We start from the raw sequence: 25,704 nt of genomic DNA, 5'->3' as shown, positions 1-25,704 counted from the left end.
TAGCGGTGCGGAATTGAGTTGAAATCTCGGGGCTGAGTAAAAAAGTCTTGCTCCCTAATTCGAGTGGACGACCCGGGGATCGACCCAGATGACGAAGTCGTCCTCGCGCTTGACGACGCCGCGGATCGACCCGTCGCTGTCGGCGGCCGGCGAGTCGTCGACCTGCTCGTCGGAGATCTGGACTACCTGGTCGACTTCGTCGACGAGCCAGCCGGCGGCGCTCTGGTCTTCGATGATCTCCGGATCGAAGACGATGATCCGCTGTTCGGCACCGCTATCGCCGATCCCGAACACCGACTTGGGGTTCACGATCGACGTGGTCCGCCCGCGCAGGTCCATCACCCCTTCGACGTGGCGGGGCGCGTTCGGGACTGTCGTCAGGTCGCCCACGTCGACGATCTCCGTGACGTAGTCGATGCTGACGCAGTACGTCTCTTCGCCCAGTTCGAATTCGAGTACCTGACCTTCTGTTGTTGACATACCTGACGACTCCCGGTTACGAGTACCGAGCCGATACGCCGACTTAAGCCTGCCCTCTGTGCTATCAAAGTTGATTACGTGGGCGGAGTCTTTATTTTGGTGCCACGCCCGCCTTTCAGGTAGCAATGGATCTGGCTCGACTGCGAACTATCGTCGACGTGCGCGGGCACGGGTGACCGATGGCCGGTAGTACACCCCGCGCCGTCGTCGCAGACGACTCTCACTTCATGCGTAGTGTCATCTCCGACATCCTGAACGAGGGTGGTGTCGACGTCGTCGCGGAGGCCAAAAACGGTCGCGAGGCGGTCGCGCTCGTCGACGAACACCGGCCGGACGTCGTGACCATGGACGTGGAAATGCCCGAGATGGACGGCATCAGTGCCGTCGAGCAGATCATGGAACAGTGCCCGACGCCGGTCCTGATGCTGTCGGCTCACACTGACGAGAACGCGGACGTGACCTTCGAGGCACTCGACGTGGGTGCGGTCGACTTCTTCACCAAACCCGGCGGAGAGGTCTCGATGGAGATGTCGCGGCTGAAAGATCAGCTCCTCGAGATGGTCCTGTCCGTGGCCGACGTGGACGTGTCGGGCACGTCGGGACGGACACCGACAGCGTCGCCGGATCGGTCGCCCACCAGTACGCCGGAGGCGGTCGCGGACGACTACGATGCGGACCCGACGCTGATCATCGGCTCCTCGACTGGCGGACCGAAGATGGTCGAGTCCGTCCTCTCGGAGTTGCCCCTGGCGGCGGACTTCCGGGTGCTGGTCGTCCAGCACATGCCCGGCGGTTTCACCGGACGGTTCGCGAAGCGAATCGACGCTCGGAGCGACTACGACGTACGGGAAGCCAAAGACGGTGACCGCATCGCGGGCGGCGAGGCGTTGATCGCGGCCGGCGATTACCACCTGCGGGTCAAGAACTACCGGAACGGCCGGCTGCGGGTCAAACTGTCTGACGACCCGCCGGTCAACAGCGTCCGACCGGCCGTCGACGTGACCATGGAGACGGCCGCGGACGTGATCGACGACCCGCTGGTGGGAGTGATCCTCACCGGGATGGGCAACGACGGTGCAGCGGGTATCGAGCGGATCAAAGCGGCCGGCGGGCGGACCATCGCACAGGACGAGGCCACGTCGGCGGTCTACGGAATGCCACAGCGAGCGGCCGAGACGGGCTGTGTCGACAGCATCCTGCCGATCGAGGAGATCCCGGCAGGTATCGTCGAGACGATCAAACGAGAGGTGACATAACATGAACGATCAGTACCTCGATGCGTTTATTCGAGAGAGCGAAGAGGCGATCACGGAACTGAACAACTCCCTGCTGGATCTGGAGTCGGATCCGGAGGACACGGAAGCGATGGAGTCCATCTTCCGGACGGCACACACGCTGAAGGGGAACTTCGGCGCGATGGGGTTCGACGACGCGTCGTCGCTGGCCCACGCTATCGAGGACCTCCTGGACGAGATGCGGGACGGCAACATGCCCGTCACGCCGGACGTGATGGACCTGATCTTCGCGGGCGTGGACAAGATAGAGGCCATCGTCAGCGAGATCGAAGAACACGGCGAGTCCCAGACCGACGTAGACGAGATCGTCGACGACCTCCGAACGGTCCTCGAAGAGGGCGTCGAAGCCGCCGAGAGCCCGGCCGACGACACGGGCGGTTCGGACGAGACTGTGGACGACCAGACCGACACGGACTCGTCCGGAGACGAAGACGTTCCCGTCGAGACGAACATCAGTCCCGACACGGCCGACGACAACGTCATCGCCGCGGAGATCGACATCGGCGACTCCGACATGCTGGGCGTCGACGCGATGCTGGCGATCGAGGCCGTCGAGGACTACTTCGAGGTGCTCGATGCCGCTCCGCAGCGCGAAGCCGTCGAAGACGGGGAGTTCAGCGACACGTTCATCCTCTACCTCGACGCCGAAGACCCCGGGACCGTCGACAACACGCTCTCCGGGATCGGCAAGATCGAGAGCGCGGAGACGGCGGACGTGACCGACGCGCTCAGCGAAAAAAGCGGGAGCACCAGCGACGAGACCGAACACAAGGTCGACGAGATCAAGTCCGTCCGCGTCGACGTCGACCAGCTCGACGACCTCCACGGACTGGTCGAGCAGCTGGTGACCAGCCGGATCAAACTCCGCCGTGCCGTCGAACAGGACGACCTCGACGGGGCCGGCGAGAACCTCAACGAGCTGGACAAGATCACGGCGAACCTCCAGAACACCGTGATGGACATGCGCCTGATCCCGCTGAAGAAGGTCGTCGGGAAGTTCCCGCGACTGGTTCGGGACCTCTCGCGGGATCTGGGCAAGGAGGTCGACTTCGAGATCGAGGGCGAAGACATCGAACTCGACCGGACGATCCTCACGGAGATCTCCGACCCGCTGATGCACATCCTGCGCAACTCCGTCGACCACGGGATCGAGCCCCCGGAAGTCCGCGAGGAGAAGGGCAAGCCACGCACGGGCTCGGTCGAGCTCAGGGCCTCCCGCGAGCGCGATCACGTCATCATCCAGGTCGAGGACGACGGGGCCGGTCTCGACGTCGAGGCGATCAGAGACAAGGCCATCGAGAAGGGCGTCCGTTCGCCCGAAGAGCTAGAGGCGATGGACGACTCCTCGATCTACGACCTGGTCTTTCACCCCGGCTTCTCGACGGCCGACCAGGTCACCGACACGAGCGGCCGCGGCGTCGGCATGGACGTGGTCCACGACACCGTCACACAGCTGGACGGCTCGGTCAACGTCGAGTCGACGCCGGGCGAGGGGACGACGGTGTCGCTTCGCCTGCCGGTGACGATGGCGATCGTCAAGGTGCTGTTCGTCGAGGTCGGCGACGAGGAGTACGGGATCCCGCTGAAGAACGTCGACGAGATCACCCGGGCCGACGACCGCAAGCAGGTCAACGGCAAGGACGTGATCAAGCACAACGACGAGATCTACCCGATCATTCAGCTGGGCGAGACGTTCGACGTACCCGGTGAGACCGCCAACGGCGACGGGATGCTCGTCCGCGTCCGGGAGTCCGAGCGCCAGGTCGCGTTGCACTGTGACTCGGTCAACAGCCAGGAGGAGGTCGTCGTCAAACCGCTGGAGGGGATCCTCAGCGGGACGCCCGGCCTGTCGGGGACCGCAGTGCTCGGCGACGGAAACATCGTCCACATCCTCGACGTGGTGACGCTATGACGAGGGCAGTTCGATGAGCCAGGGCGACCAGCGGCAGTTTCAGGAGCTACTGGAGTTCATCGGTGCCGAGATGGACTTCGAGTCGGGGTTCTACAACGACGCGTACCTCGATCGCCGCATCACGGCTCGGATGCGCCGGACAGACATCGACAGCTACCGCGAGTACCAGCGGCGACTGGAGCGAGACGACGACGAGCGAGCGGCGCTGCTCGACTCGCTGTCGATCAACGTCACGGGTTTCTTCCGCAACCCAGAAGCCTGGGAGAGTCTCCGGAGCGTCCTCCGAGATCTGACCGACCAGCACCGCCGCGTGAACCTCTGGAGTGCACCCTGTGCCGACGGTCGAGAGCCGTACTCCGCGGCGATGCTCGCGCTGGACGACCCGCAGGTCGACGACCGGTCGATCTCGATACTGGGGACCGACATCAACGAGGACATCCTCCGGGCGGCACGCGAGGGCACCTACGAGACCTCACACACCACGGACATCGCAGACGAACTCGCCCCCCTCGACGACTACAGCGAGTACATCGAGCGCGAGGGCGACTCGTTTCGCATCCGGAAGCCCGTCAGCGACATGGTCGAGTTCGAGCAACACGACCTCATCCGCGGTGCGTCGAAGCGGGACTTCGACCTCGTGTTCTGTCGGAACCTCCTGATCTACATCGACGGCGAGTACAAGGTGCCGATCTTCGAGACGATCGAGGAATCGCTGCGTGAGGGTGGCTACCTGATGATCGGGATGACAGAGACGCTGCCGACCGCCTGCCGAGACAGCTTCGAGGCGGTCGACAAGCAACACCGCATCTACCGGAAGGTATGAGCCTCTACCAGCTGGAACGGGACGGCGAGGTACAGGAGATCATCCGGACACTCCGGGAGTCGGACAACCCGAAGGTCAGAGCGCGGGCGGCGGAGCTACTCGGGAACTTCCCGAACCACGACGACCGGCGGGACGTGGTCAACGCCCTCGTCGAGGCGGCCCAGGGCGAGGACAGTCGGATCGCCGCGACGGCCGTCGACTCGCTGGACGAGCTGGGCGGAGATGCGATCGAGCAGCTGATCGCCGACATGGCCGGCGTCGACTTCGGCGACGACGGAGCCGAGTGGGTCCGCGCGAAGGCGTTCACGCAGGCCCTCGACGCGGACGTGCCCGAACTCAGGATGGCGGCGGCCAACGGCCTCGGACAGCTCGAACAGGCGGATACGGTCGGTCCGCTGTCGAACTGCTTCGACGACGACGATCCGCGCGTTCGGGCGCGGGCCGCGCGGGCCTGCGGGAAGATCGGCGATCCACGGGCGGTCGACCCACTGGAATCCCTGCTCCGGGATCCGAAGGCGGCCGTCCGCAGGGAGGCCGCCGACGCGCTGGGCTCGATCGGGAACCGGCAGGCCCTCCAGGCGCTGCTCCCGCTGTACGAGGACGACAACGAGCGCGTCCGGCGGATCGCCGTCGGAGCCTTCGGCAACTTCGGCAACGACCGGCCCGTCGACTACCTCGTCGAGTCGCTCACCGACGACTCGTCCGGCGTCCGCCAGACCGCCGTCTACTCGCTGATCGAACTGCTCTCGAACGTCCCGACCGAGCAGAGCCACGAGATCCGGGACACCGTCGTCGAGCGACTCTCCTCGACCGACGACCGCAGCGTGGTCGTGCCGCTGGTCGAGATCCTCGAAGAGAGCACACAGAGCGCCCAGCGGCGCAACACCGCGTGGCTGCTGGGCCGGGTCACCGGCGAGCAAGAGCGCGTGCGCGTCATCGAATCCCTGATCGACGCGCTACACGAGGACGATCAGATGCTCCGGCAGTTCGCCGCGACCAGCCTGGCCGAGATCGACGGCGACGACGTGGAGCGGCGGCTCCTGTCGGTCGTCGAGGACGAGCAGGTCGACCCCGACGTGCGCGCACAGGCGATCTTTACGCTCGGGAAGGTCGGGAGCGAGCGCTCGCGCAAGACCCTGGACCGCATCATCGACCAGACCGAGAACGAGACGATCCGCAAGCGAGCGTTCTCGGCAATCTCCAAGCTCGGCGGCCGACGATGAACGCGAGGGCATCGTCTCGAACGCGGAGATCGACAGACCGATACTGGCCGAAGACGACGGGAGAGACGGGATGAGCGACGGCGAACAGAAGCTGGCCGACGCCAACGGGAAGTTCGTCCAGGTCGTCAAGGACGGCCGCAAGCGCAACGACATCGACTGGCGAGCAGGCCGGATCATCCTCTCGAACAAACGGCTGGTACTCGTCAGCAACGAGGGCAAGCGGACCATCCCGCTCTCGAAGATCACCTCGATCACGGGCCGCGACAACGTCAACAAGGCCATCGCGAAGGTGTCGGGCTATCTCTCCTTGCAGGTCGGACCGAACGTCACGCTGATCGCCCCACAGGACATCGAAGCGTTCGAGGCGAAGCTGTACAGCGCGCTGCTGGACCAGACCGTCGTCCTGGTGAAGCACCCGGCCGTCGAGGGCGGCGTCGTCCAGGACACGGAGTGGGAGAAAGGACGGCTCAAGATCGACGGCGACAGCGTCGATCTCGCGATCGCGTCGGGATCGTTCGTCGAGCTGGAAGTCGAAGACGTGGGCAGCGCCGAACTGGAGACGAAGACGGTGATGGACAGCCAGCGCCGCGTCGCCGAGATCGAACACACGATCGAGGGGACCAGCGTCGAGACCCACGTCTCGGGCTCGAAGAGCGATGTCTCCGTGCTCGCCTCGTTCGTGCGACGGGGCGAGCAGGCCGGCGAGGTCGACGTGGAGCTCAGCAAGGAGGAAAACGAGGTCCTGATGGCGCTGTACACCGGCGTCTCCCCGTTCCAGATCCCCGACTTCGTCGGCATGGAGATCGAACAGGTCGAGGAGATTTACGACCGACTCATCGAGTACGGTATTCTGGAGCCGGTTCGGACTCGCCGCGAGGTCCAGCTAGAGGCCCGTGGCCGCTCGATCGCTGGCGAAGCCGTCGACGATCAGTGAGAGCCGACAGTATCAGGAGTTCACGTCTTCGAGGTGTCGGCTCGCGACGACCTCGCCTTTGGGGGTGAGCGTCGGACCGTCGGACGAGTCCTGGACGAGCCCGTCTTCTTCGAGGTCCCGCAACAGCATCGTCACCGCGGAGCTGTCGGTACCGACGATGTCGGCCAGTGGCATCCCGTCCATGTCGCCCGTCGAGTAGATGGCGACGAGGATCTCGGTCTTGTCGTCGGTGAGTTCGATGTCTTGCAGCTCTTCCATGAGGTCGCTGTACTCGATCCGGAGGTACCGACCCAGGATCGACATCTTGCGTGGCGACGCCATCGCGGCCATGGTCGTGACGGCAGTACCCTCCATCATGTGGCGGAAGGTCAACGTCGGGCGGTCGGAGCCGGCGATCTCGCGGGTCGTCCGCTGGAAGTCGGTGACGGTGGCCAGATCGACGGCGAAAGTGCCAGAAGACGAACGGAACTCGACCGATCCGTCCGAGACGAACAGCTTCGCCGTCGAGAACGCGTCGTCGGTGACGCGCCCACCGACGCGTGCCCGCTCTTTGACGGTCGTCTCGGTGCCGTTGAGAATCGCCTTGAACAACACCGTCGAGAACTTCGAGATCTTGTCGTCGTCGCCCTCGACGACGGCGACGTGTCGACTGTCGTTTCGTTCGAAAGCGACGGTGACCGTCGAGTCGAAGAAGTCCCCCAGATCCGGCGGCACGTGCCCGACAGCGACGTCGAAGATCGACGACAGCGGAATCGTAAACTTGTTGTTCTCGTTGGCCGCCAACACCAGTCGCTTCTGGCTCAGCAACACCCGCCCCTTGACCGGCTCGGTCGTCGCCATCACCTCCGCGTTGAAGTTGCCGACGAAATCAGCGATGACGGATTCCGACATTGATCACTCATCGAGTGGTACTGCGGGCAGAATCTTATGGGTTTCGAGCGAATATCATTCGAGAGAACGGAGAATCGCCCCGCTGGCGGTCACTCGCCGAGATCGTCCGCGATACTGGCCAGGGAGTCGTCCGGGGAGTCCGTCGCCGTGTAGACGACCCGAGAGCCCGGTGTCCGCAGGCCGTAGGTGTATCCCGCAGTCACGATATCGAGGTGGACCGAGCCACCGATCGTGCAGTCGCTGTCGGCGAACCACTCGACGAGTCGGTTCTCGCCGTCGCCCTCGCGGGCCAGTCGCCGATTGTCCGCGGCGTGCTGGAGCATCGGCTCGCCGTCCAGCGTCGTCTCGACGCGCGCGTGGTACTGCTCGCCGTCAAGCACGCACTCGATCACGTCGCCCGCGGCCACGTCGAGGTCCGCCGGCAACTCGATCCGTGGGCGGTCGGTGCGGCCGACGGAAGCGACCTCGACGCGGCGAGTCTCGACGGCCTCGTGGTCGCTCGGGAGGCGATCTGCCACGTTACTCGTCGTCGCTCTCGCCCAGCAGGTCCGCGACGTCACCGCTGCCCTGTTCGGTGATCTTGGCGTTGATCTGGGCGGTCTCCTCGCTGACCTCGCGGCCGCGGATGGTGATGCGCTTGCGCTCGCCGTCGCGAGTGGGCTTGTAGCCGACGCCGCCGTCGGTGAGGATCGACTTCGTGCCGACGCCGCGCACGTCCGCTCGCATCGGTCGGCCGGCCGTGTCGGAGCCGCCGGTCAGTTCGAGCGTGAAGCCGTCGAGACCGACCGCACTGCCCTCGACTTCGTCGCCGAGTTCGCGGCCCATGAAGCGGTTCGCGTCCTGTCCGTCGACGTCTAGCTGGTAGGTCGTGCCTGTCTCCGGGTCCGAGAGCGCAACGGTGAATTCTGCCATACCCACCGATATTCGACGGCGCTTAAAAAGCGCGTCGGAACCGACTTTCGACTGGGATGGCGCGCGACACGCGTGGGAGAAAGCTCACACTGTGTGCCGGGGACGGCGTGACACTCTGACTGCCCGGCGATATCACGCCTCGGCGTCGACGATCGTACTCACGCGCGCGTTCTCCTTGATCGCGACGCCGGCACCGCCGACGGTGATCGGAACGCGAGGGAGAGCGTCGACGTGCAGCGTCGGATGACTGAGCCCGCGTTCCAGCAGCTCGGTGCGTGGCTGGAGCGTGACCGTCGCCGTCCCGGTCAGCGACTCGTTGTACTCGATCAGGTACTGGCCCGCTCGTAGTGTCCACCACTCGTAGTCGTCCTCGGGGTCGCGCTTGGCCGACGCGTGCGGCGTCGTCTGGGCCGGTTCGAGTTCCCCACCCCCGAAGTCGACCCGACCCGGCGCGCCGATCTCGAAGACGTTCGCGACGGTGAGATCGAACCCCGAGTCGGCTGTCTGGGTCGGTTCGTGGACGGCGTCGTCGACGTACTGCTCGTACATACGCGAGCCCTCGGAAGCCGGACACAAAAGCGTCGGCCGTCTCAGCGCTCCCAGCGGAAGCGACCGTCTTCGAGGACCGTCTCGCCGTCGATCACCAGTCGGCCGTCCTCGCGGAGATCGGTGATGAGGTCGACGTGGATCGCGCTGTCGTTGCCGGTGTCGGGAACGCAGGCGTCGTAGGCCCGGCCGAGCGCGAGGTGGACCGTCCCGCCCATCTTCTCGTCGAAGAGGATGTTGTCCGTGATCCGGTCGATCCCGCGGTTCATCCCGATCCCCAGCTCGCCCAGCCGGCGAGCGCCCGCGTCGGTCGCCAGCAGTTCGCCGATCGTCGACTCGCCCTGAGCGGCGCTGTAGTCGACGACCTCGCCGTCCTCGAAGACGAGCCGCACGTCTCGCACGCGCGCCCCGTCGACGGTCATGGGCACGTCGAAGGTGACCGTCCCCTCGGTGGCGGTCGGTGCGGTGAACACCTCGCCGGAGGGGAGGTTGTGCGAGTCGTAGGCCACGGAGGCCGCGGAGTTGACGGCCACGCGGTCGGCGATCGACATCGTAAGATCTGTCCCCTCGCCCAGGAGGTGGACCTCGCTGCCCTCGTCCAGCAGCGTCTTGAGCTGGCTCATTTCCTCGGCCAGCGCTTCCCAGTCTCGCAGCGTCGCGTCGTAGACGAAGTCACGGTAGGCCTCGTAGGAGAGGCCGGCCTGCTGGGCCATCGCGCGGGTCGGGTGCTGGGTGGAGACCCAGTCGGTGTCCATCCGGGCCGCTCTGATTTCGGTGCGAGCCCGGCGGTAAGACTGCCGGCGGTCCCCCGGTACGTCGCTGGCCGCGGCGGTGTTGCGCGATCCGCCCAGCGAGAGGACGCTGTCGGCCCGCTCGTAGAGCGCGCGCTCGAAGTCGGGATCGGCGTCGAAGTCGCCGTCGTGGGCCCGCAGGTAGGCTCGCGTCATCTCGTCGGAGCCGTAGGTCGCGAGCAGATTCGCTCCGCGCTCGCCAAGCGCCGCCGCGATGGCCACCCCGAGGTCGTGCGCGCCCTCGTCGACCTGAACGATCACGTCGTCGCCCGCTTCGATCTGTGCGCTCCAGTCGACCAGTACGTCGGCGTGTTCGCGAACTCGGTCGTCCATACCGGACGGTGGTCTGGCCCGGATAAAACGTCACTGCCACTGGTCGGGGCGGGGGTCGTCGGAGTCACGACGAGTGATCAGTGCGAGAATTCGACGAATCGCTCGTCGTCCGGGGCCAGAGGGCATCGTTCGACAGTGTGATTCTCACAGAAGGCGATATCTGAAAGAGAGATACACTGTCAGTGTGCCTCTGTGTCGATATCGGGACGGTCGAGTGGCGGATCGCTCGAAGCAGTTGCAGTCGATCGGCTCAGAAATACGCTGCCCTGATGATAGACAGCAGCCAGGCGGTCGGTACGAAGACGAGGAGCACGCCCACGACGCCGATCAGATACTCCCCGTCCAGGAGCCCCCTCGCCAGTCCCGCTCCGAGCCTCACGACGAAGAGGAAGAGGACGGACAGGATGGCATTCCGGAGCGAAAACGCCAGCCCTTCGCTACTGTAATCGACTGGTGCCATTTCGTAGTACTCCACGCCGCCTCGTGAAAAGAATGCTTCCCAGACGACCACACCGGTCGAGTGGCTGGGGTCACTTGCCGACGATCCAGGTACCGGCCTAGACGCTGTCGACGGCCGCGGGCTCGCCCGTCTCGGCGCTCTCGTAGAGGGCGTCGATGACGGCCATGTTGTTGACCGTCTCCGTCCGGTCGACGGGCGGCGTCTCGTCGGCCGCGACGGCGTCGGCGAAGCGCTCGACCTGGCGGCGGTAGTGGTCGACACCGTCGATGGTCTCAGTGTGTTCCTCGCCGTCGACCTGGTAGGTGAGCGACACCGACTGGTCGGGAGCCACGTCGAAGGCTTCGGGGACGTGGAGCCAGCCGTCTGTCGTCATGATCCGGTACTCGTGGGTCATCGGCGTGTCGAAGCTGCTGGTGACCTGCGCCGTCACGCCGTCGTCGTAGGTCAGCAGGCCCGAGAGCTGGGAGTCGACGCCGGCATCGTAGGTGTCGGCGGCGTGGGCGAACGCGCGGTTCGGCTCGCCCAGCACGTTCCGGACCGCGCTGACGGCGTAACAGCCGATGTCCATGAGCGAGCCGCCGTCCAGTTCCGGATCGAGCCGGATGTCGTCGGTCCGATCGCCCAGTCCGAAGGTGAACGTCGCCTCGACGTGGCGCACCGCGCCGAGTTCCTCGCGGACGATCTCGCGGGCGCGCTCGGTGCGGGGATGGAAGTGGTACATGAACGCCTCCATCAGGGCGACGCCCTGCTGGTCGCAGTAGTCGAACAGCGCGCGGGCGCGCTCGGCGTCGGGCGTCAGCGGTTTCTCACAGAGGACGTGGAGTCCGTGGTCGGCGGCGCGGCGTGTCCACTCGGCGTGGAGGCCGTTGGGAAGGGGATTGTACACGGCGTCGATCCCCTCGTCGGCCAGCAGCGCCTCGTAGCTGCCGTAGGACCGATCGATGCCGAGTTCGTCGGCGACCGACCGGGCGCGCTCGGCGTCGCGTGAAGCGATCGCACCGACAGCGTGTTCGCTGGCCTGGATCGCCGGGATCACGTCTTCGCGGCCGATCGCCGCCGTACTGAGCACTCCAAATTCCATGCGTGAGCGTGCGGTCGGGACGGGCATAAACGCTGAGTTCCGCGGCGACGAAGGGGACGCCGGCCGGGAGAGTTCACGTGTGTGCAAGACCCGGTCGTCGACGGGGTGCCATCGCTTCGAGATGGTCGGTACAGGAGAGCGAAGTATTAGTAAGAGAGATGTAGTGGTAACAACTATTTTTATACTTGTGTCCGGATAGACGACATGGTTGAGAATTCTCTTTATGAACCAAAGGAAGGCGAATTACTGAGTATGGCTGTTGTGAGGGCAGTTGCGCTGGCACATCACGAGGGTGTGCTTGAACAGGATTGGATCATACACAACGACATCAACCCCGATGCGCTTGACAAGTTGTTTCAGGACAGACACCCGAATATGACCCTCCGATTCGAGGCAGATGCAACAACAGTCACGGTCAACGCTGACGGACATGGCAATCCTGTGATTGAAATTAAGTCACACCGCTAAGTTCGCACGCACACCGACCAATCGATTCTGCCCGTTGTCGCTGAAAGAGTCCTCGTGGAACGGCTTCTGTCACACGGTCAACGGAGAATCTGTAAACGACCTCGCCAGGACAGACCGGAGACGCTTCACGAAGTGACGGCCGCCGGGATCAGCCGCGGCGAGCGATCGATCGGAGCGGGCTATTTGGTTAGGTCGTCGCGCTATCAAAACAAAAAACGCGGCACGTGGAGTTAAGAGCAGAAGTTCTGGTACGTATGAGTATGGACCTGAAGGTAAAGTTGGTCGTGCTGATGTTGGCGATCTCGCTGTTGCCGCTTGGCAGTGTCGGAGCCCTGGCGACACAGAACATGGGGTCGCTCAATCAGGACGCCCAGGACCGGAGCGCCCAGGAGTTGCGCGGGGCGATGACCGACAACCTGAACAACAGCGTACAGGCACGGCAGTCGTCGCTACAGAACCAGTTCGACCAGCGGGAGGTCGACATGCGCTCGCTCGCCCAGTCGGGCGCGATGGACAACTACCAGGCCGCTCGACAGGGAGAGATGCAACTCGTCCAGGAGGCCAGCCAGCGACAGGTCGGCTACACGGCCCTGGAGATGCGCAACGCCATCGAGAGCACGACTCAGACCGTGCTTGACACCCAGTACGACGGGCGCGAGTGGGAGGAACTGTCCCCCAGCGAGCAGCGCGCGGTCAAGGAGCGCGTCGAGCGGATCATCGCGGGCACTGCCGGCGACGGGACGACCGCCGACGGGACGATGAACGAGACGTTCCAGCCCGGCTACATCGGCGAGACCGGCTACGCTTACGTGACCGACCTGGACTCGAACGTCGTGATCCACCACCGTCTGGAAGACGGGCACAACTTCGCCGACGACTCCGGCGGGAGCCTGACCGTCTTCGACGACATCAAAGCGAACATCGAGTCGACGCCCGCGCTGCGCAACGGCGAGACGTGGGGCGTCGCCGAGTACGAGTGGGAGGACACGACACAGGACGGCAACCCCACGGAGACCCAGCTGGTCGCCTACACCTACTACGAGCCCTTCGACTGGATCGTCGCACCCAGCGTGTACTACTACGAACTCCAGGAGCGAGCCGTCGCTGACAGCGAGGCACGGCTGGCCGATTCCTTCGAGCGATACCTCGAGACGCGGACCGTCAGCGTCGACAGGCAAGAGCGCTACGCCTACGACGAGATCATCTTCGTCGACAAGCGAGGCCGCGAGGTCGTCAGGGCGACTCGCGAAGGCGAACGGGCGGTGACCGAGCGCGACGGTTCGGGGTGGTACGCCGACAAGAGCTGGTTCACCAGTGCCGGCTCCGTCGCCAACGGCGAAGTCGCGTTCAACCGAATCGAGGAGGAAAACGGTAGTCAGCGGATGTACGTCTCGACGCCGGTGTACCAGGACGGGCGGTTCCAGGGCGTCGTCGTGGCCCAGTTCAACTACTCGATCGTCACGGAGATCACGAACGGCGTGTCGGTCGGCGAGACCGGCAGCCTCTACGTCGTCAACGACCGTGGCGAGATGGTGAGCCACCCCAACGAGACGAAGGTGGCACAGCGTGTCGACGTGGCTGAGGGTGAGTACGGCGAGGAGCTCGGCAACATCACCACCGAGCAGATGCTGGCCGCCCAGTCGGGCATGGCCACGCACACGCGAACGGTCGGCGGCGAAGCGACCACCCGATACGTCGTGTACGCACCCTTGCAGGTCGGAGACAGGCAGTTCTCGCTCGTCGGCACCGTTCCCGAGAGCGACATCGAAGGACCGATCACGGCGCTGGGAGACGCGCTCCAGCAACGCACCGACGACGCCCGCAACCTCATCCTGTTACTGTCGGGCATCGCGGCGCTGGTCGTCGTCGCCGCGGGCTACGCCGTCGCGCGTTACGTCGCCAGTCCGATCGAACAGATGCGCGACCGGGCCGCAGAGATGGCACAGGGACGGTTCGACGGCGAACTCGACGTGGACGACCGCGACGACGAGATCGGGGAGATGGTCGAGGCCTTCGAGGAGATGGAGGCGAACCTGACCCGCCAGATAACGGAGATCGAGGCCGTCTCGGCGTCGCTCAGCGAGGGCGAGATCGACGACGACCTCCACACGGATCTGCCGGGCTCGTTCGGCGACATCATGACCGACCTCCAGGAGGGCATGACACAGCTACGGACGAGCTTCGCCCAGATCAGCCGGGCCAGCGAGAACGTCCGGACCGGCGAACTCGATCAGGAGATCGACAGCGACCTCCCCGGAGAGTACGGCGCGGTGATGGACGAACTCGACGCGGGACTCCAGCAACTCTCAGAGAGCTTCGACCGGCTCCGGACGGCGAGTACGGCGCTCAGCGAGCGACGGCTCGACGAAGACCTCGACACCGACCTGCCCGGCGCGTACGGCGACGTGATGGCCAACATCGACGCGGGCCTCGACGCCGTCGAGGAGAGCATCGCACGAGTGCAGTCGATCGCACGCGAGGTGAGTTCGGCCACGGACGACGCCGCGGCCAGCGCACAGGAGGTCGAGCGCGCCAGTCAGGAGGTCGCCGAGTCCGTCCAGGAGATCTCTCACGGCGCGGACCGCCAGTCCGAACAGCTCCAGGAGGCCGCCGCGGAGATGAACGACATGTCTGCGACGGTCGAGGAGGTCGCCTCCTCCGCGGTCGACGTGGCCAACACGTCGGAACGTGCCGCAGACCGCGCCGAGGCCGGGAGCGAGCGGGCGAGCGAGGCTTCCCGCGAGATCGAGGGGATCGAAGCGGAGACCGAGCAGGCGGTCGAACAGGTCGCGGCGCTCGAATCCGAGATCGACGAGATCAGCGAGATCGTGAGTATGATCACCGACATCGCCGAGCAGACGAACATGCTGGCGCTCAACGCCTCCATCGAGGCCGCTCGGGCCGGTGAGGCCGGCGAGGGCTTCGCCGTCGTCGCCGACGAGATCAAGGGGCTGGCCGGCGAGGCCGCCGCGGCGACCGAGGAGATCGACGATCTCATCACCGAACTACAGGCGACGACCGGGGAGACCGTCGACGACATCGAGTCGATGCGCGACCGCGTCGAGAGCGGTGCCGACACGATCGAGGACGCGATCGCCATGTTCGACGAGATCGCCGAGAGCGCCACCGAGGCCGAGCACGGCGTCCGAGAGATCACCGAGGCGACCGACGACCAGGCCGCCTCGACCGAGGAGGTCGTCGCGATGGTCGACGAGGTCAGCAGCGTCAGCCAGCAGGCCGCGGCCGAGGCGACCAGCGTCTCCTCTGCGGCGGAAGAACAGGCCGCCTCGGTCAACAACATCTCCCAGAACGTCCGCTCGGTCGCCGACATGGCCGACGACCTCGAAGCACTGGTCGACGCCTTCGAGGTCCAGCAGTCCGCGGCCGACGGCGACGCGAGCGCAGCGGGAGCCAGCGCCGACGGCGGCTGGTCGCCCGACGACGGCGCGGAGTGACGGCGCGGAGCCGCCAGGACGCTGTCGACGGCGGACAACGCGGACACGGGTAGCTTTTTTCGCGGGGCTCCCGAACGTCGGCCAATGACAGAGTCGTTCGATATCGTCTCGCCCGAGCAGATTCGCTCGGGTCGGGCGACCGATGCCTACTTCGACCGGACGATCGAGGCGCTAGACCACGCCGGCAAGAACCCACACGTCGTGGCGGAGGTGACCGCAGACCAGTTCCCGACCGGCGAGTGGGAGCTCCTCGCCGGGCTGAAAGACGCGGCCCACCTCTTCGAGGGACGGGGCGTCGACGTGGACGCGATTCCGGAGGGGCGGCTGTTCGACGGCGGCCCGGTCGCGCGGATCGAGGGGCCGTACCGAGAGTTCTGTCGCCTGGAGACGGCGCTCCTCGGATTCCTCTCTCACGCGACCGGCGTCGCCACGCGGGCGCTGGAGGCCCGCCGTGCGGCCCCCGACTCGCAGGTCCTCTCCTTTGGCTCTCGGCACGTCCACCCCTCGATCGGTGCGATGGTCGAGCGGTCGGCGCTGCTGGCCGGCCTCGACGGCATCTCGAACGTCGCCGCTGGCGAGGTGCTGGGCCGGGCAGCCGGCGGGACGATGCCCCACGCGCTGGTGATCTGCTTCGGCCGGGGCAACCAGGAGGAGGCGTGGCGGGCCTTCGACGAGGGCGTCGACGCCGACGTACCGCGGATCACGCTGTGTGACACCTACAGCGACGAGGTCGACGAGTCGCTGCGCGCGGCCGCTGCCGTCGACGACCTAGAGAGCGTCCGCATCGACACGACCGGCTCCCGGCGCGGGGACTTCGAGCACATCCTGAAGGAGGTTCGCTGGACGCTCGACGCCCACGGCCACGAGGACGTGGGCATCTTCGCCAGCGGCGGCCTCGGACCGAGGGAGCTGGCGCGGCTGTCCGGCGTCGTCGAGGGGTTCGGCGTCGGCGGGTACGTCAGCAACGCCGATCCCGTCGACTTCGCGCTGGACATCGTCGAGGTAGAGGGCGAGCCGGCCGCCAAGCGAGGGAAGCTCACGGGCACGAAGCAGGTGTACCGGACGCCCGACGGCAGCCACCACGTGGGCCTGGCCGACCGCGACGGGCCGGCTGGCGGGGAGGCCCTGCTCGAACCGCTCGTGCGCGACGGGACCGTCGTCCGCGAGTTCGAGCTGGACGCCGCTGCCCAGCGGGCGGCCGACGACGCCGACGCCGTCGGGTTCGAGCCCGTCGACGGCGGGACGAAGGCTTAATCACGCCCACCGGCTAGGTTCCGGTGGCAGAGGGAGACCGGCTTCCGTGAGCGCACATCGTGCGCGCATGAGGAAAGTCCCCCCACCCGCTGGGCGGGTGACCGGGCGCAAGCCCGGGGCGGGAGACCGTCGGCGCTGGAACAGAAACGAGACCCCTCCACCCGACCGATGAGGCGTGCGAACCCGGACCGACGCGGCGCGAGCCGATAAGGAATGGGGAGTCGACCCGCCGAGGGAGGTGCCATCCCGTCAGGGATGGCCGACGGTGGAGAACGGATGGAACGGCGAATCCTCACCGGTGCAAGTCCGTGCCGACAGGTAGCCCGGTACCGCGCGAACGCGCTGGGTACGGACGCTGAGCCGAATGCCGAGAGAACAGAAGGGGGCTTACTCCCCTCAGCCACGAACTCGCCAGCGACGCCACCGGTCACCAATCTGTTAGCCAGATGTCTTATCTGCCAGTAGTTTGTTACCACACGGCATGAAAGGGTTGCTCAACGAGTCGACGGCGACGGTCCACAAGTACGAGCCACAGCGTGGCCGGGGCGTCGCCGAGTGCGGTGCGACGACGACCGTCACTCACGATCAGCTCCGAGTGCTCCCGGTCGAACGGGCCCTCGACGAGCGAGACGCGAGCAAGTGCGGTCGCTGCTTCGGCGACGGCGGCGGCTACTGACGGTGTGGACCGACCGAGTGTCTGGACACGCGGGTCGTCGGGAGCCGAACGAGGACCGCCAGTACGTTCAAGAGAGTCCAGGCTAGAGGGTCGGTGTGGACAGACAGGCACTCGACGAGGCGCTGGCCGATCGCTACGACGCCGACGAGCGGAGCCGGCGGATCGTCTCGCGGCAGGCCCAGGATCTCGCGGACTCGTGTCGCATCGCGCGGGATCTGGGCTACCCGCTCTCCGTCGAGGACGTGCTGGCGAACCTCGACGACGCGCCCGACGGGCACACGCTCGTCGAGCGGTGGAACTGGTGGCTCGGGGCACTGGACCTCTCGCACGGCGGCTACGAGCGGTTCCGCGTCCGCCCGGACGTTGCCGGGCTCGATCAGTCCGAGTGAGACGCCGTCTGGCGGCGTCGCTCGTCGATTCGGCGTCGAAAAAACGGTATCGCTGCCAGCGACCTCAGAATACCGAGAGGCCGTGTGCTTCTCGCGCGTGTTCGAGAAGCGCGTCCGTGCTGTCGAACTGCTCGCCACAGCTGCACGTGTGATACGTCGGCGTCGTGGTCGACTGGCGTGTCGCCATACCTACCCAATGGGGCGTATCCATAATGAATGTTTATGGAGAATGTGTAACATACGCACGGGTGGCGGTACGTCGACACACGCCGGTCGCCCGCCCGTTCACTCGGTCAGGCGATTGTACTCGTCGGTCGTCAGCTCGATCGTCGAGGCGGCGACGTTCTGTTCGAGGTGGTCGACGCTCGACGTGCCGGGAATCGGGAGCGTCACGTCGGAGTGAGCCAGCAGCCACGCCAGCGCGATCTGGTACGGCGTCGCGTCGTGGGCGTGGGCCACGTCCTCGACGACCGAGCGCTTCTCGCCGAGGTCGCCGGCCCCGAGCGGGAACCACGGAACGAAACCGACGCCCTTCTCCTCGCAGGCTTCGAGGACCGCCTCGTCCTCGCGGTTGGCGACGTTGTACTCGTTTTGGACTGTCGCGATCTCGACCATCTCCTCGGCAGTTTCGAGTTGCTCGACGGTGACGTTCGAGAGCCCGACGTGGTCGATCAGTCCCTCGTCCTTGCACTCTGCGAGTGCCGCCACGGACTCCTCGAACGCCACGTCGGGGTCGGGCCGGTGGAGCTGGTAGAGGTCGATCCGGTCGGTGCCGAGCCGATCGCGGCTACAGAGCACGGCGTTTCGCAGGTAGTCCGGGTCGCCGTGTGGGAGCCAGTCGCCGTCGGTGTTGCGCAACAGGCCGCCCTTCGTCGCGACGACGAGGTCGTCCCGGTCGACGTGCAGGGCCTCGCCGATCAGACGCTCGCTGACCCCGGGGCCGTAGGAGTCGGCCGTGTCGACGAAGTCGACGCCGATCTCGTCGGCGTGTTCGAGCACGTCCCGAGCCGCGTCCTCGTCGGCCGGCGGGCCGACGATGTCCTCGCCGGTCAGTCGCATCGCGCCGTACCCGAGCCGGTTGACCGTCAGTTCGCCGCCGATGTCGAACGTGTCGCTCTCGTTGTAGGCCATCGTGTGAACGGTCGGGGGCGAGCCGTTTGAGGGTTCGTCCCGTGACACCCATGTTTTGCACCCGAAGCGCGCGAACACAACACCGACCAGCGGCGAAGGGATCGTCCGTGCCGCCCGGCAGTCATACTGCCGGCGGGACCTTCGTGACGAGCTTCGCCACCCCGGAGTGGCGAAATCGGTCACAGATGTACAGCCGGTCGTATCAGTCGGCCGAGTTCACGTACACGTCGAAGCTGTAAAATCGGCCGTCGTACTTCAGGTAGATACCGGTCTCGAACCGCGAGCGCTGGCGTTCGGGGTCGGCGTCCAGCAGGTCGTGGCGCTCCAGTCTCTGGAGCAGGCCGCGGTACTCCTCGGACAGCGGTGTCGTCTCCTCGTACTCGCCCGCGGCGGCCCGCTGGAACAGCCGCCGCTGGTCGTCCGGGAGCGGTTCGTCGACGCGAACGTCGACCAGCGCGCCGTCGAGGGCCCGCTCGAAGGCGGCCTCCGAGTCGGCGACTTCGAGGGCCATCGCCGCGTAGACCGGTTCCTCGAGTCGCACCTGTGTGACCGACACTTCGAGGATCGTGTCGTGGACCACGACGTGCTGGTGGTCCGGGTCGGGGGCCAGCTCGCTGTCGCCGTCGTCGAGGAACCGGTAGACGGAGCCACCCTCCTCGACGATGTCGTGGGGGTATCCGCCGCCGTACTCGCGAGCGCGGGCGACCACGTACGCCGGGAACACGGCGCGGGCGTCGATCGGCGGGAGGTCCTCGCGCTCGATCGCCGCGGGCGGGTCGTCGAGTTCGTCGCGCCGGCCGACCCACTCCAGTCGCAGGACCGACCGCTCGATCTCGCGCAGGCCGGTCGTCGTCGAGTGGAGTTCGTAGTAGGTGCCATCGTGTTCGACGTAGGTCTGCTCGTCGGGAACCAGATCGTAGCCGACAGTGGTGTATCGCTCCCCATCGAGGACCGCGTCGTAGAGGCGGCGTTGCTCGGCTGCCCAGGGCGCGTCGCCGTCGTCGGGCGACCAGCCGACCCTGTCGAGCAGCGTCTCGCCGATCTCGTCGACCGAGAGCGTGTAGGACAACTGTGGTTCGTCGACGGTCGATTCGAGCGCGGAACAGCCGGCCAGCGAGCCGACGCCAGCGAGACCGACGGCTGTCAGGAGGGAACGCCGGGACCAATCGGACATACACAGTGGTGACACGCCGTCCGGCAAATGTATTGTGACCGACCGGTCCCGGCTGGCGGGGACGGACTCGTCACTGGGGGCAGTCGGCAGCATTAGCGAGACGATACGGGCCGACGTTCGCGAGGCGCGTCGGTGTTCTGTCTGTGGGTTGGGACGCACGGCGGGGACTCGACCGCACGACAGCACAGTGGCGCTCCGTCGGCGTCAGTCGCGAGATCACACCCCGTGGTAAGTTCTCAATACTGATGTGGCGGTCTGTCGTGTACCGTCACATGTCCGGAACTCGCAGTACGCTCGCTCTGCTGTGTGTGGGGCTACTCGTGTCTGCAGGCGCGGTGGGTACCGCTGGGGGCCAGTCGACAGAGCAGGAGACGTTGACGGTCACCGTCGTCGACCGCGACGACGAATCGCTGGGAGGTATCGACCTGACGATATCGTGGGAAGCGGCTGGAGGGGGCTCGATCAACGAGACGACCCGTGCGAACGGACAGGTCCTGGTCGACGTACCTGCGGGGGCAGACGTGACGATCACAGTCCACGACGATCGGTACGTGCGCAACGAGCCGTTCACCGTCGAGAACGCGACGACTGAAGCTGTGACGGTGCCGGCCACCGCGGCCGGAACCGCTGCGATCGAGGTCGTCGACGCCGACGGGCCGGTCGACGACGCAGTCGTGGGGCTCTCCCGCTCTGGCACCACCGTGATGGATACCCGCACGAACGACAGCGGAACGGCCACGTCTCAGATGATCGAACAGGGGACATACACGCTGATCGTCCGGAAGGACGGCTATCTCCGTAACCGGACGCGACTGACCGTGGACGGTGACGTGACCCGTCGGGTGGAGATAAAGCAGGCGTCCCGGCTGGTGACGTTCGCCGTCGTCGACGACCACTTCGAGGAACCACGTGCGGTCATCGACGCCCAGATTACCGTCGCCGGGAACACCGTCACCACGCTCTCGGACGGCGAAGCGACGATCCAGCTTCCGGTCAACAGCGACTACGAGGTCGAAGTCACGAAGGACGGCTACGAGACGGTTTCCCGGTCGCTGACGGTCCGGGAGTCGACGGTCCGACAGAACGTCTCGCTCCAGCGCATCGACTCGATCTCGGTCGAGCCAGACCAGACACAGGTCGTCGTGGGACAGTCGGTACGCGTGACGGTCACCGACGAGTACGGTGCCGCCGTCGAGAATGCGAGCATCGCGGTCGGCGACGACACCGTCGGCCAGACGGACGAGAACGGCGAGGTCACCGTTCCCGTGAACAGTGCGGGCGAGACAGTGATCGAAGCGACCAGCGGTGATCTTGGGGCGACAGCGACCGTCGAGGGCGTCGATCCGAACGCCGACGCCGAGACGACGACGGCAGGCGACACGGCGACCGCCACCGAACAGACGACCACGGAGCCGACCAGCCTCACCGGGCCTGGCTTTACTGGGCTCGGAGCGTTGTTGGCCGGACTGGTCGGGATCGCACTGCTCGCACGCCGACTGTAGCCCGGAGTGCGCCACCCTTAATTCGCCGAGGCACCCACTCCTGGGCAATGACTGTCATCGAGGGCGTTCACGAGGATCGCGGCGCGACGTTCCGGACGATGGGCGGGAACCGCGTCGTCGCCAACTACGGTCGCCCCGAACGAGTCCACCGGGCGGTCCGGCAGGTCGTCGGCGTGATCGAGATGGGGTACGGCGTCGTCACGGTCACCGGCGACGACCGGATCGACTTCGTCGACAACGCCGTCTCGAACCGCGTCCCGACGACCGACGGCGAGGGTAGCTACTCGCTGCTGCTCGACCCGCAGGGCCACGTCGAGACCGAGCTCTACGTCTACAACGCGGGCGAGCGACTGCTGCTTTTCGTCCCGCCGGCCCGCGCCGAGCCGCTCGTCGAGGACTGGCGCGAGAAGACGTTCATCCAGGACGTGACGATCACCGACGCGACCGACGAGTTCGCGGTCTTCGGGGTCCACGGCCCCAAGGCGACGGAGAAGATCGCGAGCGTCCTCAACAAGACCGCGACGCCCGAAACGCCGCTCTCGTTCGTCCGCGGGTCGATGGTCGACGCCGGTGTGACCGTCGTTCGCAGCGACGGACTGGTCGGCGAGGAGGGGTTCGAGGTCGTCTGCAGCGCCGACGTGGCCCGCGACGTGTACGACACGCTGGAGAACCGCGGGCTCAACGCCGCCCCCTTCGGATACGACACGTGGGACGCGCTGACGCTGGAAGCGGGGACGCCGCTGTTCGACACCGAGATCGAGGGCCAGATTCCGAACGTCGTCGGCCTCGACAACGGCGTCGACTACGAGAAAGGCTGTTTCGTCGGACAGGAGGTCGTCTCCCGGGTCCACAACCGGGGGCGGCCCTCGAAGCGACTCGTCGGACTCACCTGTGGTGTCGTCCCCGCGTCGGGTGCCGCGGTCTTCGTCGACGACGCCAGCGTCGGCGCGGTGACGCGGGCCGTCGAGAGCCCGACCCGCGAGGAACCGATCGCCCTCGCAAGCGTCGACTACGAGCTGCCAGACGGGACGCTGTCGGTCCGGGTCGACGGCGAGGAAGTCGAGGCTGCGGTCGCCGACCTGCCCTTCGTCACCGGTTCGGACGAGTCCGCGCGGCTTCCGCGGTACGCCGAATAGGACAACGGCCGACCGGTCGGAGAGCGTCGATCAGTACGACTCGGTTTCGAGGGCAGAGACCCGCTCGAAGTGTTCGTCTCGCGTGACGAGCGACGCGCCATTGTGTCGGCAGACGGCGGCGATGAGCGTGTCGCCGAGATTGATTCGCTCTCCGGCATCGAGGAGTTCGGCTTCGATCAGAGCGGCTTCTCTCGTCACTGGTTCGGACAACGGGAGTGGCTCGAGCCAGTCGAGCGCGGATGCAACGCGCTCGATCCCGTCGACACCGTCGGTCCGAGCGGCCCCGCGATACACCTCGAAGAGCGCCAGCGACGGCGTGAAAAGGGGCTTGTCTTCGTGGGCTTCGAGGTACGCCCCAGCAGCGTCGACGCCGTCGAGGTAATCCAGGAGAAAACAGGTGTCGAACGCGATCATCGTTCGGATCGTTCTCGGAGGTCGCCATCCAGATCGTCACGCGTCGCCGTGACGGCTTCCCGAAAGCCGTCGACGCCGCTCATCGCTCCGAATCCTTTCATCACGTCGCGGTCGCTCCCGGTGAGACGGTTGATCACGTCGGTGAAGCTCTCGTCTTCGCGTTTGTGTTCCCGTAATCGCTCGTACGCTTCGTCCGTGATCGTGAGACTCTTCGTGCCCATAGATGTACGTGTAGGTGTATACTCAGTTATAGCTTCTGCGCTCGCACGGCTGGGCAGGCGACGAAAACAGCGGCTGCCCGTCACGGAGCGCCTTCAGGACCGACCCAGTAGCGCTTTCAGTTGCTCGCGAGAGAACAGCGTCGACGGGCGGTCCATGTGGACGCCGATCTCACCCTCGAAGGCTCGCATGCCCGCTTTCTGGACCACACCGGGCAGCGAGTAGCCGGCACGCACGAGGTGGCCCAGTCGGATGTCGGTCCGGAGGTCGTCGCGCCAGGCTCGCTCGTAGTCGCCCAACGTCCCCGGCCTGTCGGGATCGATCTCGTGGGCCGCGTGGTCGGCGGCGGTCATGCCATAGAGGATGCCCCCGCCGGTGAACGGCTTCGTCTGGGCCGCGGCGTCGCCGATCAGGAACGAGCGGCGGCCGGTGACGCGCTTCGGTGGCCCGATCGGGATGAGCCCCGAGCAGCGCCGGTCCGTGTCGACACCGTACTCCGCGGTGAACGACTCGAAGCGCTCGCTCACGTCGTGGCCGGGCGGCGTCGCCAGTCCGTACTCGACGCCAGCTTCGCCGCGGGGAATGCGCCACGCGAAGAACCGTGGCACGGAGAGGTGTACGTCGACGAAGTGCTGGCGGTCGACCGTCTCGGTGAAGCCGAGCACCCCGTGGAGGAGTTCACCGGGTTCGGGCAGGTCGAGCGCGCGCCGGACGCGAGACTGCGGGCCGTCACACCCCGCGACCATCCGCGCGTCGTGAGTCGCCGTCCCGTCGGGACCGCGGACCTCGACGGTGACGCGATCGGTGTGTTCGGTCACGTCGAGCACCGTGTGGTCCTCCCGCAGATCGACGCCGGCCTCGCGAGCGCAGTCGGCCAGCCGCCGGTCCAGCCCCACGCGGTCGATGACGTTCGAGATCACCTCGTCCTTGTAGAAGCGGTGGGCCTCGCTGTCGGGGCCGCCGCGATGGAACCGGGCACCGCGAATCTCGTTCTGGAAGAGTTCGTCGCGGGCGTCGTCGGGGACGAACTCCCAGATATCGGTGCTGACGTGGCCCGAGCAGGCGAGTGGCTCGCCGACGGTGCCCTGTTCGAAGGCGAGCACGTCGTGGCCGGCCTCACTCGCCCGCCGGGCGAACCGCGCGCCCGCCGGCCCGCAGCCAACGACGACGAAATCGTGCATACCGACGAGTCGGCCAGCCGAGACAAATACCTTGTCAGTTGCCCTTTTGCCGGTCGACTCCCGAAGGCCACACATGGCAGGCTACCAGCCAGGCGTCTGTAACATCGGACGAGACGAACGACGCAAGCGACGCGTCGCCGGGATCGCCGGCTTCCTCGGCGCGGCGGCCTACGTCGCGGCGGTGCTGTGGTTCGGGCTCCCAGAGCGGTACCTGCTGGGCAGTTTCGCCTTCCTCTTTGGCGGCTTCGTCGGCGTCTTCCAGGACTACGTTCGCTTCTGTGTCGCCTTCGGAGCCCTGGCACGGTACGACCTCTCCGGGTCGGCCGACGATGCCGGCAGCGTCACCGACGCCGAAGCCGTCGCACGCGACCGCAAACGCGCAGTGCAGATTCTCGCTGCCGCCGCCGTCTCGGCCGCCGTCGTCACCGGGATCGTCTACGGCGTCGTCGCCGTCCTGTAGCGATCGTCGGTGTGATAGGAGTGCCTCACTAGCGGGGCAGATACTATAAGTGGGATGGCGTACAACCCGAATATATGCTCGGTTCCCGGAGTTCCCGGGACGTCGTCACCTGCATCGCCTGCGGGGAGTCGGTCTCCCAGTCCGACGCGCGCGAGTACGACAAACACGGCGACCGCTGGGACCGCACGGACAAGGAGTTCGAGTACCTGTGCAAGCCCTGTCACAGTGACCTGACCCACCAGCCACGACCCGGGCTGGAAGACCTCCTCGAAACGGTCGAAGCAGACGCCGACGATCGGGACTCGTTCCTCCAGCGGTACGTCGAACTGGCCGAAGAGAAACGCCGCTAACGGCGGTCGTCTTTTCGAGGCGCTCCTTGCTGTTCGCGAGTCGCCGCTCTGCACCGCACAGCTCCGCTGCTCACGGTTCACGCCGTTCACCGCTCGCATTTCCGAGGGCCGCGGTTCACTGCGTTCACCGCGCTCCTTGCTGTTCGCGGACTGCCGCTCTGCACCGCACAGCTCCGCTGCTCACGGTTCACGCCGTTCACCGCTCGCATTTCCG

The 25,704-nt window shown here is 66.2% G+C and carries 28 protein-coding genes and 1 other RNA gene; 15 read left to right on the top strand and 14 right to left on the bottom strand.

From position 1 onward, the window contains the following. Positions 1-54: 54 nt before the first annotated feature. Complete coding sequence (locus ACAH01_RS03485) at positions 55-480, bottom strand: chemotaxis protein CheW (RefSeq protein ID WP_170092549.1); 426 nt, start codon at positions 478-480, stop codon at positions 55-57. A gap of 179 nt (positions 481-659) precedes the next feature. Between ACAH01_RS03485 and ACAH01_RS03480 the strand changes: the two genes are divergently transcribed. From ACAH01_RS03480 to ACAH01_RS03460, 5 genes are all read left to right on the top strand, one after another. After that, the gene (locus ACAH01_RS03480; protein ID WP_170092550.1) at positions 660-1,736 is read left to right on the top strand and encodes a chemotaxis response regulator protein-glutamate methylesterase; all 1,077 of its coding nucleotides are present in this window, start codon (positions 660-662) and stop codon (positions 1,734-1,736) included. A gap of 1 nt (position 1,737) precedes the next feature. Beyond that, positions 1,738-3,687 carry a chemotaxis protein CheA gene (gene cheA, locus ACAH01_RS03475; protein WP_372480244.1) on the top strand — a complete coding sequence of 650 codons (1,950 nt, stop codon included), beginning with the start codon at positions 1,738-1,740 and terminating at the stop codon, positions 3,685-3,687. Between the two features lie 13 nt (positions 3,688-3,700). Further along, the gene (locus ACAH01_RS03470; protein WP_153554404.1) at positions 3,701-4,510 is read left to right on the top strand and encodes a protein-glutamate O-methyltransferase CheR; all 810 of its coding nucleotides are present in this window, start codon (positions 3,701-3,703) and stop codon (positions 4,508-4,510) included. Next, on the top strand, positions 4,507-5,733 hold the full coding sequence (locus ACAH01_RS03465) for a HEAT repeat domain-containing protein (protein WP_170092553.1): 1,227 nt from the start codon (positions 4,507-4,509) through the stop codon (positions 5,731-5,733). Before ACAH01_RS03470 ends, ACAH01_RS03465 begins: the two co-directional genes overlap by 4 nt. 70 nt (positions 5,734-5,803) lie before the next feature. Continuing rightward, a complete protein-coding gene (locus ACAH01_RS03460; protein ID WP_170092554.1) occupies positions 5,804-6,667 on the top strand; it encodes a CheF family chemotaxis protein in 864 nt (287 codons plus the stop codon). Between the two features lie 12 nt (positions 6,668-6,679). Here the strand turns inward: ACAH01_RS03460 and ACAH01_RS03455 are convergent, their stop codons facing one another. From ACAH01_RS03455 to ACAH01_RS03425, 7 genes are all read right to left on the bottom strand, one after another. Further along, a complete protein-coding gene (locus ACAH01_RS03455; protein WP_372480243.1) occupies positions 6,680-7,558 on the bottom strand; it encodes a CheF family chemotaxis protein in 879 nt (292 codons plus the stop codon). 89 nt (positions 7,559-7,647) lie between these two features. Further along, complete coding sequence (locus ACAH01_RS03450; protein ID WP_170092555.1) at positions 7,648-8,076, bottom strand: hypothetical protein; 429 nt, start codon at positions 8,074-8,076, stop codon at positions 7,648-7,650. A gap of 1 nt (position 8,077) precedes the next feature. Further along, positions 8,078-8,470 carry a 30S ribosomal protein S6e gene (locus tag ACAH01_RS03445; RefSeq protein ID WP_153554409.1) on the bottom strand — a complete coding sequence of 131 codons (393 nt, stop codon included), beginning with the start codon at positions 8,468-8,470 and terminating at the stop codon, positions 8,078-8,080. Between the two features lie 132 nt (positions 8,471-8,602). Continuing rightward, positions 8,603-9,019, bottom strand: coding sequence for a dCTP deaminase (locus ACAH01_RS03440; RefSeq protein ID WP_372480242.1), 417 nt, complete (start codon positions 9,017-9,019; stop codon positions 8,603-8,605). Between the two features lie 41 nt (positions 9,020-9,060). Further along, the gene (locus ACAH01_RS03435) at positions 9,061-10,140 is read right to left on the bottom strand and encodes an aminopeptidase (RefSeq protein WP_372480241.1); all 1,080 of its coding nucleotides are present in this window, start codon (positions 10,138-10,140) and stop codon (positions 9,061-9,063) included. A 250-nt stretch (positions 10,141-10,390) separates the two neighbouring features. Then, complete coding sequence (locus ACAH01_RS03430) at positions 10,391-10,615, bottom strand: hypothetical protein (RefSeq protein ID WP_372480240.1); 225 nt, start codon at positions 10,613-10,615, stop codon at positions 10,391-10,393. 82 nt (positions 10,616-10,697) lie between these two features. Then, positions 10,698-11,681 (bottom strand): Gfo/Idh/MocA family protein, encoded by a 984-nt coding sequence (locus tag ACAH01_RS03425; protein ID WP_372480239.1) that lies wholly within the window; start codon positions 11,679-11,681, stop codon positions 10,698-10,700. Positions 11,682-11,885: 204 nt separating this feature from the next. Here ACAH01_RS03425 and ACAH01_RS03420 point away from each other — a divergent pair, with 204 nt between their 5' ends. The 6 genes from ACAH01_RS03420 to ACAH01_RS03395 all read left to right on the top strand — a co-directional run bounded on the left by ACAH01_RS03420 (position 11,886) and on the right by ACAH01_RS03395 (position 17,923). Further along, the gene (locus ACAH01_RS03420; RefSeq protein WP_372480238.1) at positions 11,886-12,149 is read left to right on the top strand and encodes a HalOD1 output domain-containing protein; all 264 of its coding nucleotides are present in this window, start codon (positions 11,886-11,888) and stop codon (positions 12,147-12,149) included. A 260-nt stretch (positions 12,150-12,409) separates the two neighbouring features. Next, positions 12,410-15,604, top strand: coding sequence for a methyl-accepting chemotaxis protein (locus tag ACAH01_RS03415; protein WP_372480237.1), 3,195 nt, complete (start codon positions 12,410-12,412; stop codon positions 15,602-15,604). 84 nt (positions 15,605-15,688) lie between these two features. Continuing rightward, entirely contained in the window at positions 15,689-16,858 is a 1,170-nt protein-coding gene (locus ACAH01_RS03410) for a nicotinate phosphoribosyltransferase (RefSeq protein WP_372480236.1), read from the top strand. Positions 16,859-16,883: 25 nt separating this feature from the next. Further along, an RNA gene (rnpB, locus tag ACAH01_RS03405) (RNase P RNA component) lies at positions 16,884-17,260 on the top strand. Between the two features lie 79 nt (positions 17,261-17,339). Then, positions 17,340-17,534, top strand: coding sequence for a hypothetical protein (locus tag ACAH01_RS03400; RefSeq protein ID WP_372480235.1), 195 nt, complete (start codon positions 17,340-17,342; stop codon positions 17,532-17,534). 95 nt (positions 17,535-17,629) lie between these two features. Continuing rightward, positions 17,630-17,923: a hypothetical protein gene (locus ACAH01_RS03395; protein ID WP_153554417.1), complete on the top strand. Its 294-nt coding sequence runs from the start codon at positions 17,630-17,632 to the stop codon at positions 17,921-17,923. 64 nt (positions 17,924-17,987) lie between these two features. Here the strand turns inward: ACAH01_RS03395 and ACAH01_RS03390 are convergent, their stop codons facing one another. The 3 genes from ACAH01_RS03390 to ACAH01_RS03380 form a co-directional block, all read right to left on the bottom strand. After that, positions 17,988-18,110 carry a hypothetical protein gene (locus tag ACAH01_RS03390; RefSeq protein ID WP_018256486.1) on the bottom strand — a complete coding sequence of 41 codons (123 nt, stop codon included), beginning with the start codon at positions 18,108-18,110 and terminating at the stop codon, positions 17,988-17,990. Between the two features lie 98 nt (positions 18,111-18,208). Further along, positions 18,209-19,054, bottom strand: coding sequence for an aldo/keto reductase (locus ACAH01_RS03385; protein ID WP_372480234.1), 846 nt, complete (start codon positions 19,052-19,054; stop codon positions 18,209-18,211). A gap of 202 nt (positions 19,055-19,256) precedes the next feature. Next, positions 19,257-20,228 carry a hypothetical protein gene (locus tag ACAH01_RS03380; protein WP_372480233.1) on the bottom strand — a complete coding sequence of 324 codons (972 nt, stop codon included), beginning with the start codon at positions 20,226-20,228 and terminating at the stop codon, positions 19,257-19,259. Between the two features lie 272 nt (positions 20,229-20,500). Between ACAH01_RS03380 and ACAH01_RS03375 the strand changes: the two genes are divergently transcribed. After that, complete coding sequence (locus tag ACAH01_RS03375; protein ID WP_372480232.1) at positions 20,501-21,730, top strand: PGF-CTERM sorting domain-containing protein; 1,230 nt, start codon at positions 20,501-20,503, stop codon at positions 21,728-21,730. A gap of 47 nt (positions 21,731-21,777) precedes the next feature. Continuing rightward, positions 21,778-22,866, top strand: a complete 1,089-nt coding sequence (locus ACAH01_RS03370) for an aminomethyltransferase family protein (RefSeq protein ID WP_372480231.1) — start codon at positions 21,778-21,780, stop codon at positions 22,864-22,866. 30 nt (positions 22,867-22,896) lie between these two features. Here the strand turns inward: ACAH01_RS03370 and ACAH01_RS03365 are convergent, their stop codons facing one another. The 3 genes from ACAH01_RS03365 to ACAH01_RS03355 all read right to left on the bottom strand — a co-directional run bounded on the left by ACAH01_RS03365 (position 22,897) and on the right by ACAH01_RS03355 (position 24,680). After that, positions 22,897-23,280 (bottom strand): type II toxin-antitoxin system VapC family toxin, encoded by a 384-nt coding sequence (locus ACAH01_RS03365; protein ID WP_372480230.1) that lies wholly within the window; start codon positions 23,278-23,280, stop codon positions 22,897-22,899. Continuing rightward, positions 23,277-23,501: an antitoxin VapB family protein gene (locus tag ACAH01_RS03360; RefSeq protein WP_012807798.1), complete on the bottom strand. Its 225-nt coding sequence runs from the start codon at positions 23,499-23,501 to the stop codon at positions 23,277-23,279. Before ACAH01_RS03360 ends, ACAH01_RS03365 begins: the two co-directional genes overlap by 4 nt. 93 nt (positions 23,502-23,594) lie before the next feature. Next, positions 23,595-24,680 (bottom strand): geranylgeranyl reductase family protein, encoded by a 1,086-nt coding sequence (locus tag ACAH01_RS03355; RefSeq protein ID WP_372480229.1) that lies wholly within the window; start codon positions 24,678-24,680, stop codon positions 23,595-23,597. Between the two features lie 73 nt (positions 24,681-24,753). Between ACAH01_RS03355 and ACAH01_RS03350 the strand changes: the two genes are divergently transcribed. Then, positions 24,754-25,140 carry a hypothetical protein gene (locus tag ACAH01_RS03350; protein WP_170092567.1) on the top strand — a complete coding sequence of 129 codons (387 nt, stop codon included), beginning with the start codon at positions 24,754-24,756 and terminating at the stop codon, positions 25,138-25,140. A gap of 74 nt (positions 25,141-25,214) precedes the next feature. Further along, on the top strand, positions 25,215-25,490 hold the full coding sequence (locus ACAH01_RS03345) for a hypothetical protein (RefSeq protein ID WP_372480228.1): 276 nt from the start codon (positions 25,215-25,217) through the stop codon (positions 25,488-25,490). The last annotated feature ends 214 nt before the right edge of the window (positions 25,491-25,704 follow it).

Origin of the sequence: Halomicrobium sp. HM KBTZ05 (genome assembly GCF_041530035.1) — an archaeon.
Taxonomy (GTDB): domain Archaea; phylum Halobacteriota; class Halobacteria; order Halobacteriales; family Haloarculaceae; genus Halomicrobium.
This window is presented reverse-complemented; position numbering and strand designations above follow the sequence as displayed.

Excerpts from the sequence above, each read along its gene's own strand:
- ACAH01_RS03435 (WP_372480241.1), bottom strand. The coding sequence starts at position 10,140 with ATGGACGACCGAGTTCGCGAACACGCCGACGTACTGGTCGACTGGAGC.
- ACAH01_RS03480 (WP_170092550.1), top strand. The coding sequence starts at position 660 with ATGGCCGGTAGTACACCCCGCGCCGTCGTCGCAGACGACTCTCACTTC.
- ACAH01_RS03385 (WP_372480234.1), bottom strand. The coding sequence starts at position 19,054 with ATGGCCTACAACGAGAGCGACACGTTCGACATCGGCGGCGAACTGACG.
- ACAH01_RS03370 (WP_372480231.1), top strand. The coding sequence starts at position 21,778 with ATGACTGTCATCGAGGGCGTTCACGAGGATCGCGGCGCGACGTTCCGG.
- ACAH01_RS03420 (WP_372480238.1), top strand. The coding sequence starts at position 11,886 with ATGGTTGAGAATTCTCTTTATGAACCAAAGGAAGGCGAATTACTGAGT.
- ACAH01_RS03400 (WP_372480235.1), top strand. The coding sequence starts at position 17,340 with ATGAAAGGGTTGCTCAACGAGTCGACGGCGACGGTCCACAAGTACGAG.
- ACAH01_RS03445 (WP_153554409.1), bottom strand. The coding sequence starts at position 8,470 with ATGGCAGAATTCACCGTTGCGCTCTCGGACCCGGAGACAGGCACGACC.
- ACAH01_RS03360 (WP_012807798.1), bottom strand. The coding sequence starts at position 23,501 with ATGGGCACGAAGAGTCTCACGATCACGGACGAAGCGTACGAGCGATTA.
- ACAH01_RS03355 (WP_372480229.1), bottom strand. The coding sequence starts at position 24,680 with ATGCACGATTTCGTCGTCGTTGGCTGCGGGCCGGCGGGCGCGCGGTTC.
- ACAH01_RS03410 (WP_372480236.1), top strand. The coding sequence starts at position 15,689 with ATGACAGAGTCGTTCGATATCGTCTCGCCCGAGCAGATTCGCTCGGGT.
- ACAH01_RS03465 (WP_170092553.1), top strand. The coding sequence starts at position 4,507 with ATGAGCCTCTACCAGCTGGAACGGGACGGCGAGGTACAGGAGATCATC.
- ACAH01_RS03350 (WP_170092567.1), top strand. The coding sequence starts at position 24,754 with ATGGCAGGCTACCAGCCAGGCGTCTGTAACATCGGACGAGACGAACGA.
- ACAH01_RS03380 (WP_372480233.1), bottom strand. The coding sequence starts at position 20,228 with ATGTCCGATTGGTCCCGGCGTTCCCTCCTGACAGCCGTCGGTCTCGCT.
- ACAH01_RS03345 (WP_372480228.1), top strand. The coding sequence starts at position 25,215 with ATGCTCGGTTCCCGGAGTTCCCGGGACGTCGTCACCTGCATCGCCTGC.
- cheA (WP_372480244.1), top strand. The coding sequence starts at position 1,738 with ATGAACGATCAGTACCTCGATGCGTTTATTCGAGAGAGCGAAGAGGCG.
- ACAH01_RS03425 (WP_372480239.1), bottom strand. The coding sequence starts at position 11,681 with ATGGAATTTGGAGTGCTCAGTACGGCGGCGATCGGCCGCGAAGACGTG.
- ACAH01_RS03455 (WP_372480243.1), bottom strand. The coding sequence starts at position 7,558 with ATGTCGGAATCCGTCATCGCTGATTTCGTCGGCAACTTCAACGCGGAG.
- ACAH01_RS03390 (WP_018256486.1), bottom strand. The coding sequence starts at position 18,110 with ATGGCGACACGCCAGTCGACCACGACGCCGACGTATCACACGTGCAGC.
- ACAH01_RS03375 (WP_372480232.1), top strand. The coding sequence starts at position 20,501 with ATGTCCGGAACTCGCAGTACGCTCGCTCTGCTGTGTGTGGGGCTACTC.
- ACAH01_RS03470 (WP_153554404.1), top strand. The coding sequence starts at position 3,701 with ATGAGCCAGGGCGACCAGCGGCAGTTTCAGGAGCTACTGGAGTTCATC.
- ACAH01_RS03365 (WP_372480230.1), bottom strand. The coding sequence starts at position 23,280 with ATGATCGCGTTCGACACCTGTTTTCTCCTGGATTACCTCGACGGCGTC.
- ACAH01_RS03415 (WP_372480237.1), top strand. The coding sequence starts at position 12,410 with ATGGACCTGAAGGTAAAGTTGGTCGTGCTGATGTTGGCGATCTCGCTG.
- ACAH01_RS03460 (WP_170092554.1), top strand. The coding sequence starts at position 5,804 with ATGAGCGACGGCGAACAGAAGCTGGCCGACGCCAACGGGAAGTTCGTC.
- ACAH01_RS03485 (WP_170092549.1), bottom strand. The coding sequence starts at position 480 with ATGTCAACAACAGAAGGTCAGGTACTCGAATTCGAACTGGGCGAAGAG.
- ACAH01_RS03440 (WP_372480242.1), bottom strand. The coding sequence starts at position 9,019 with ATGTACGAGCAGTACGTCGACGACGCCGTCCACGAACCGACCCAGACA.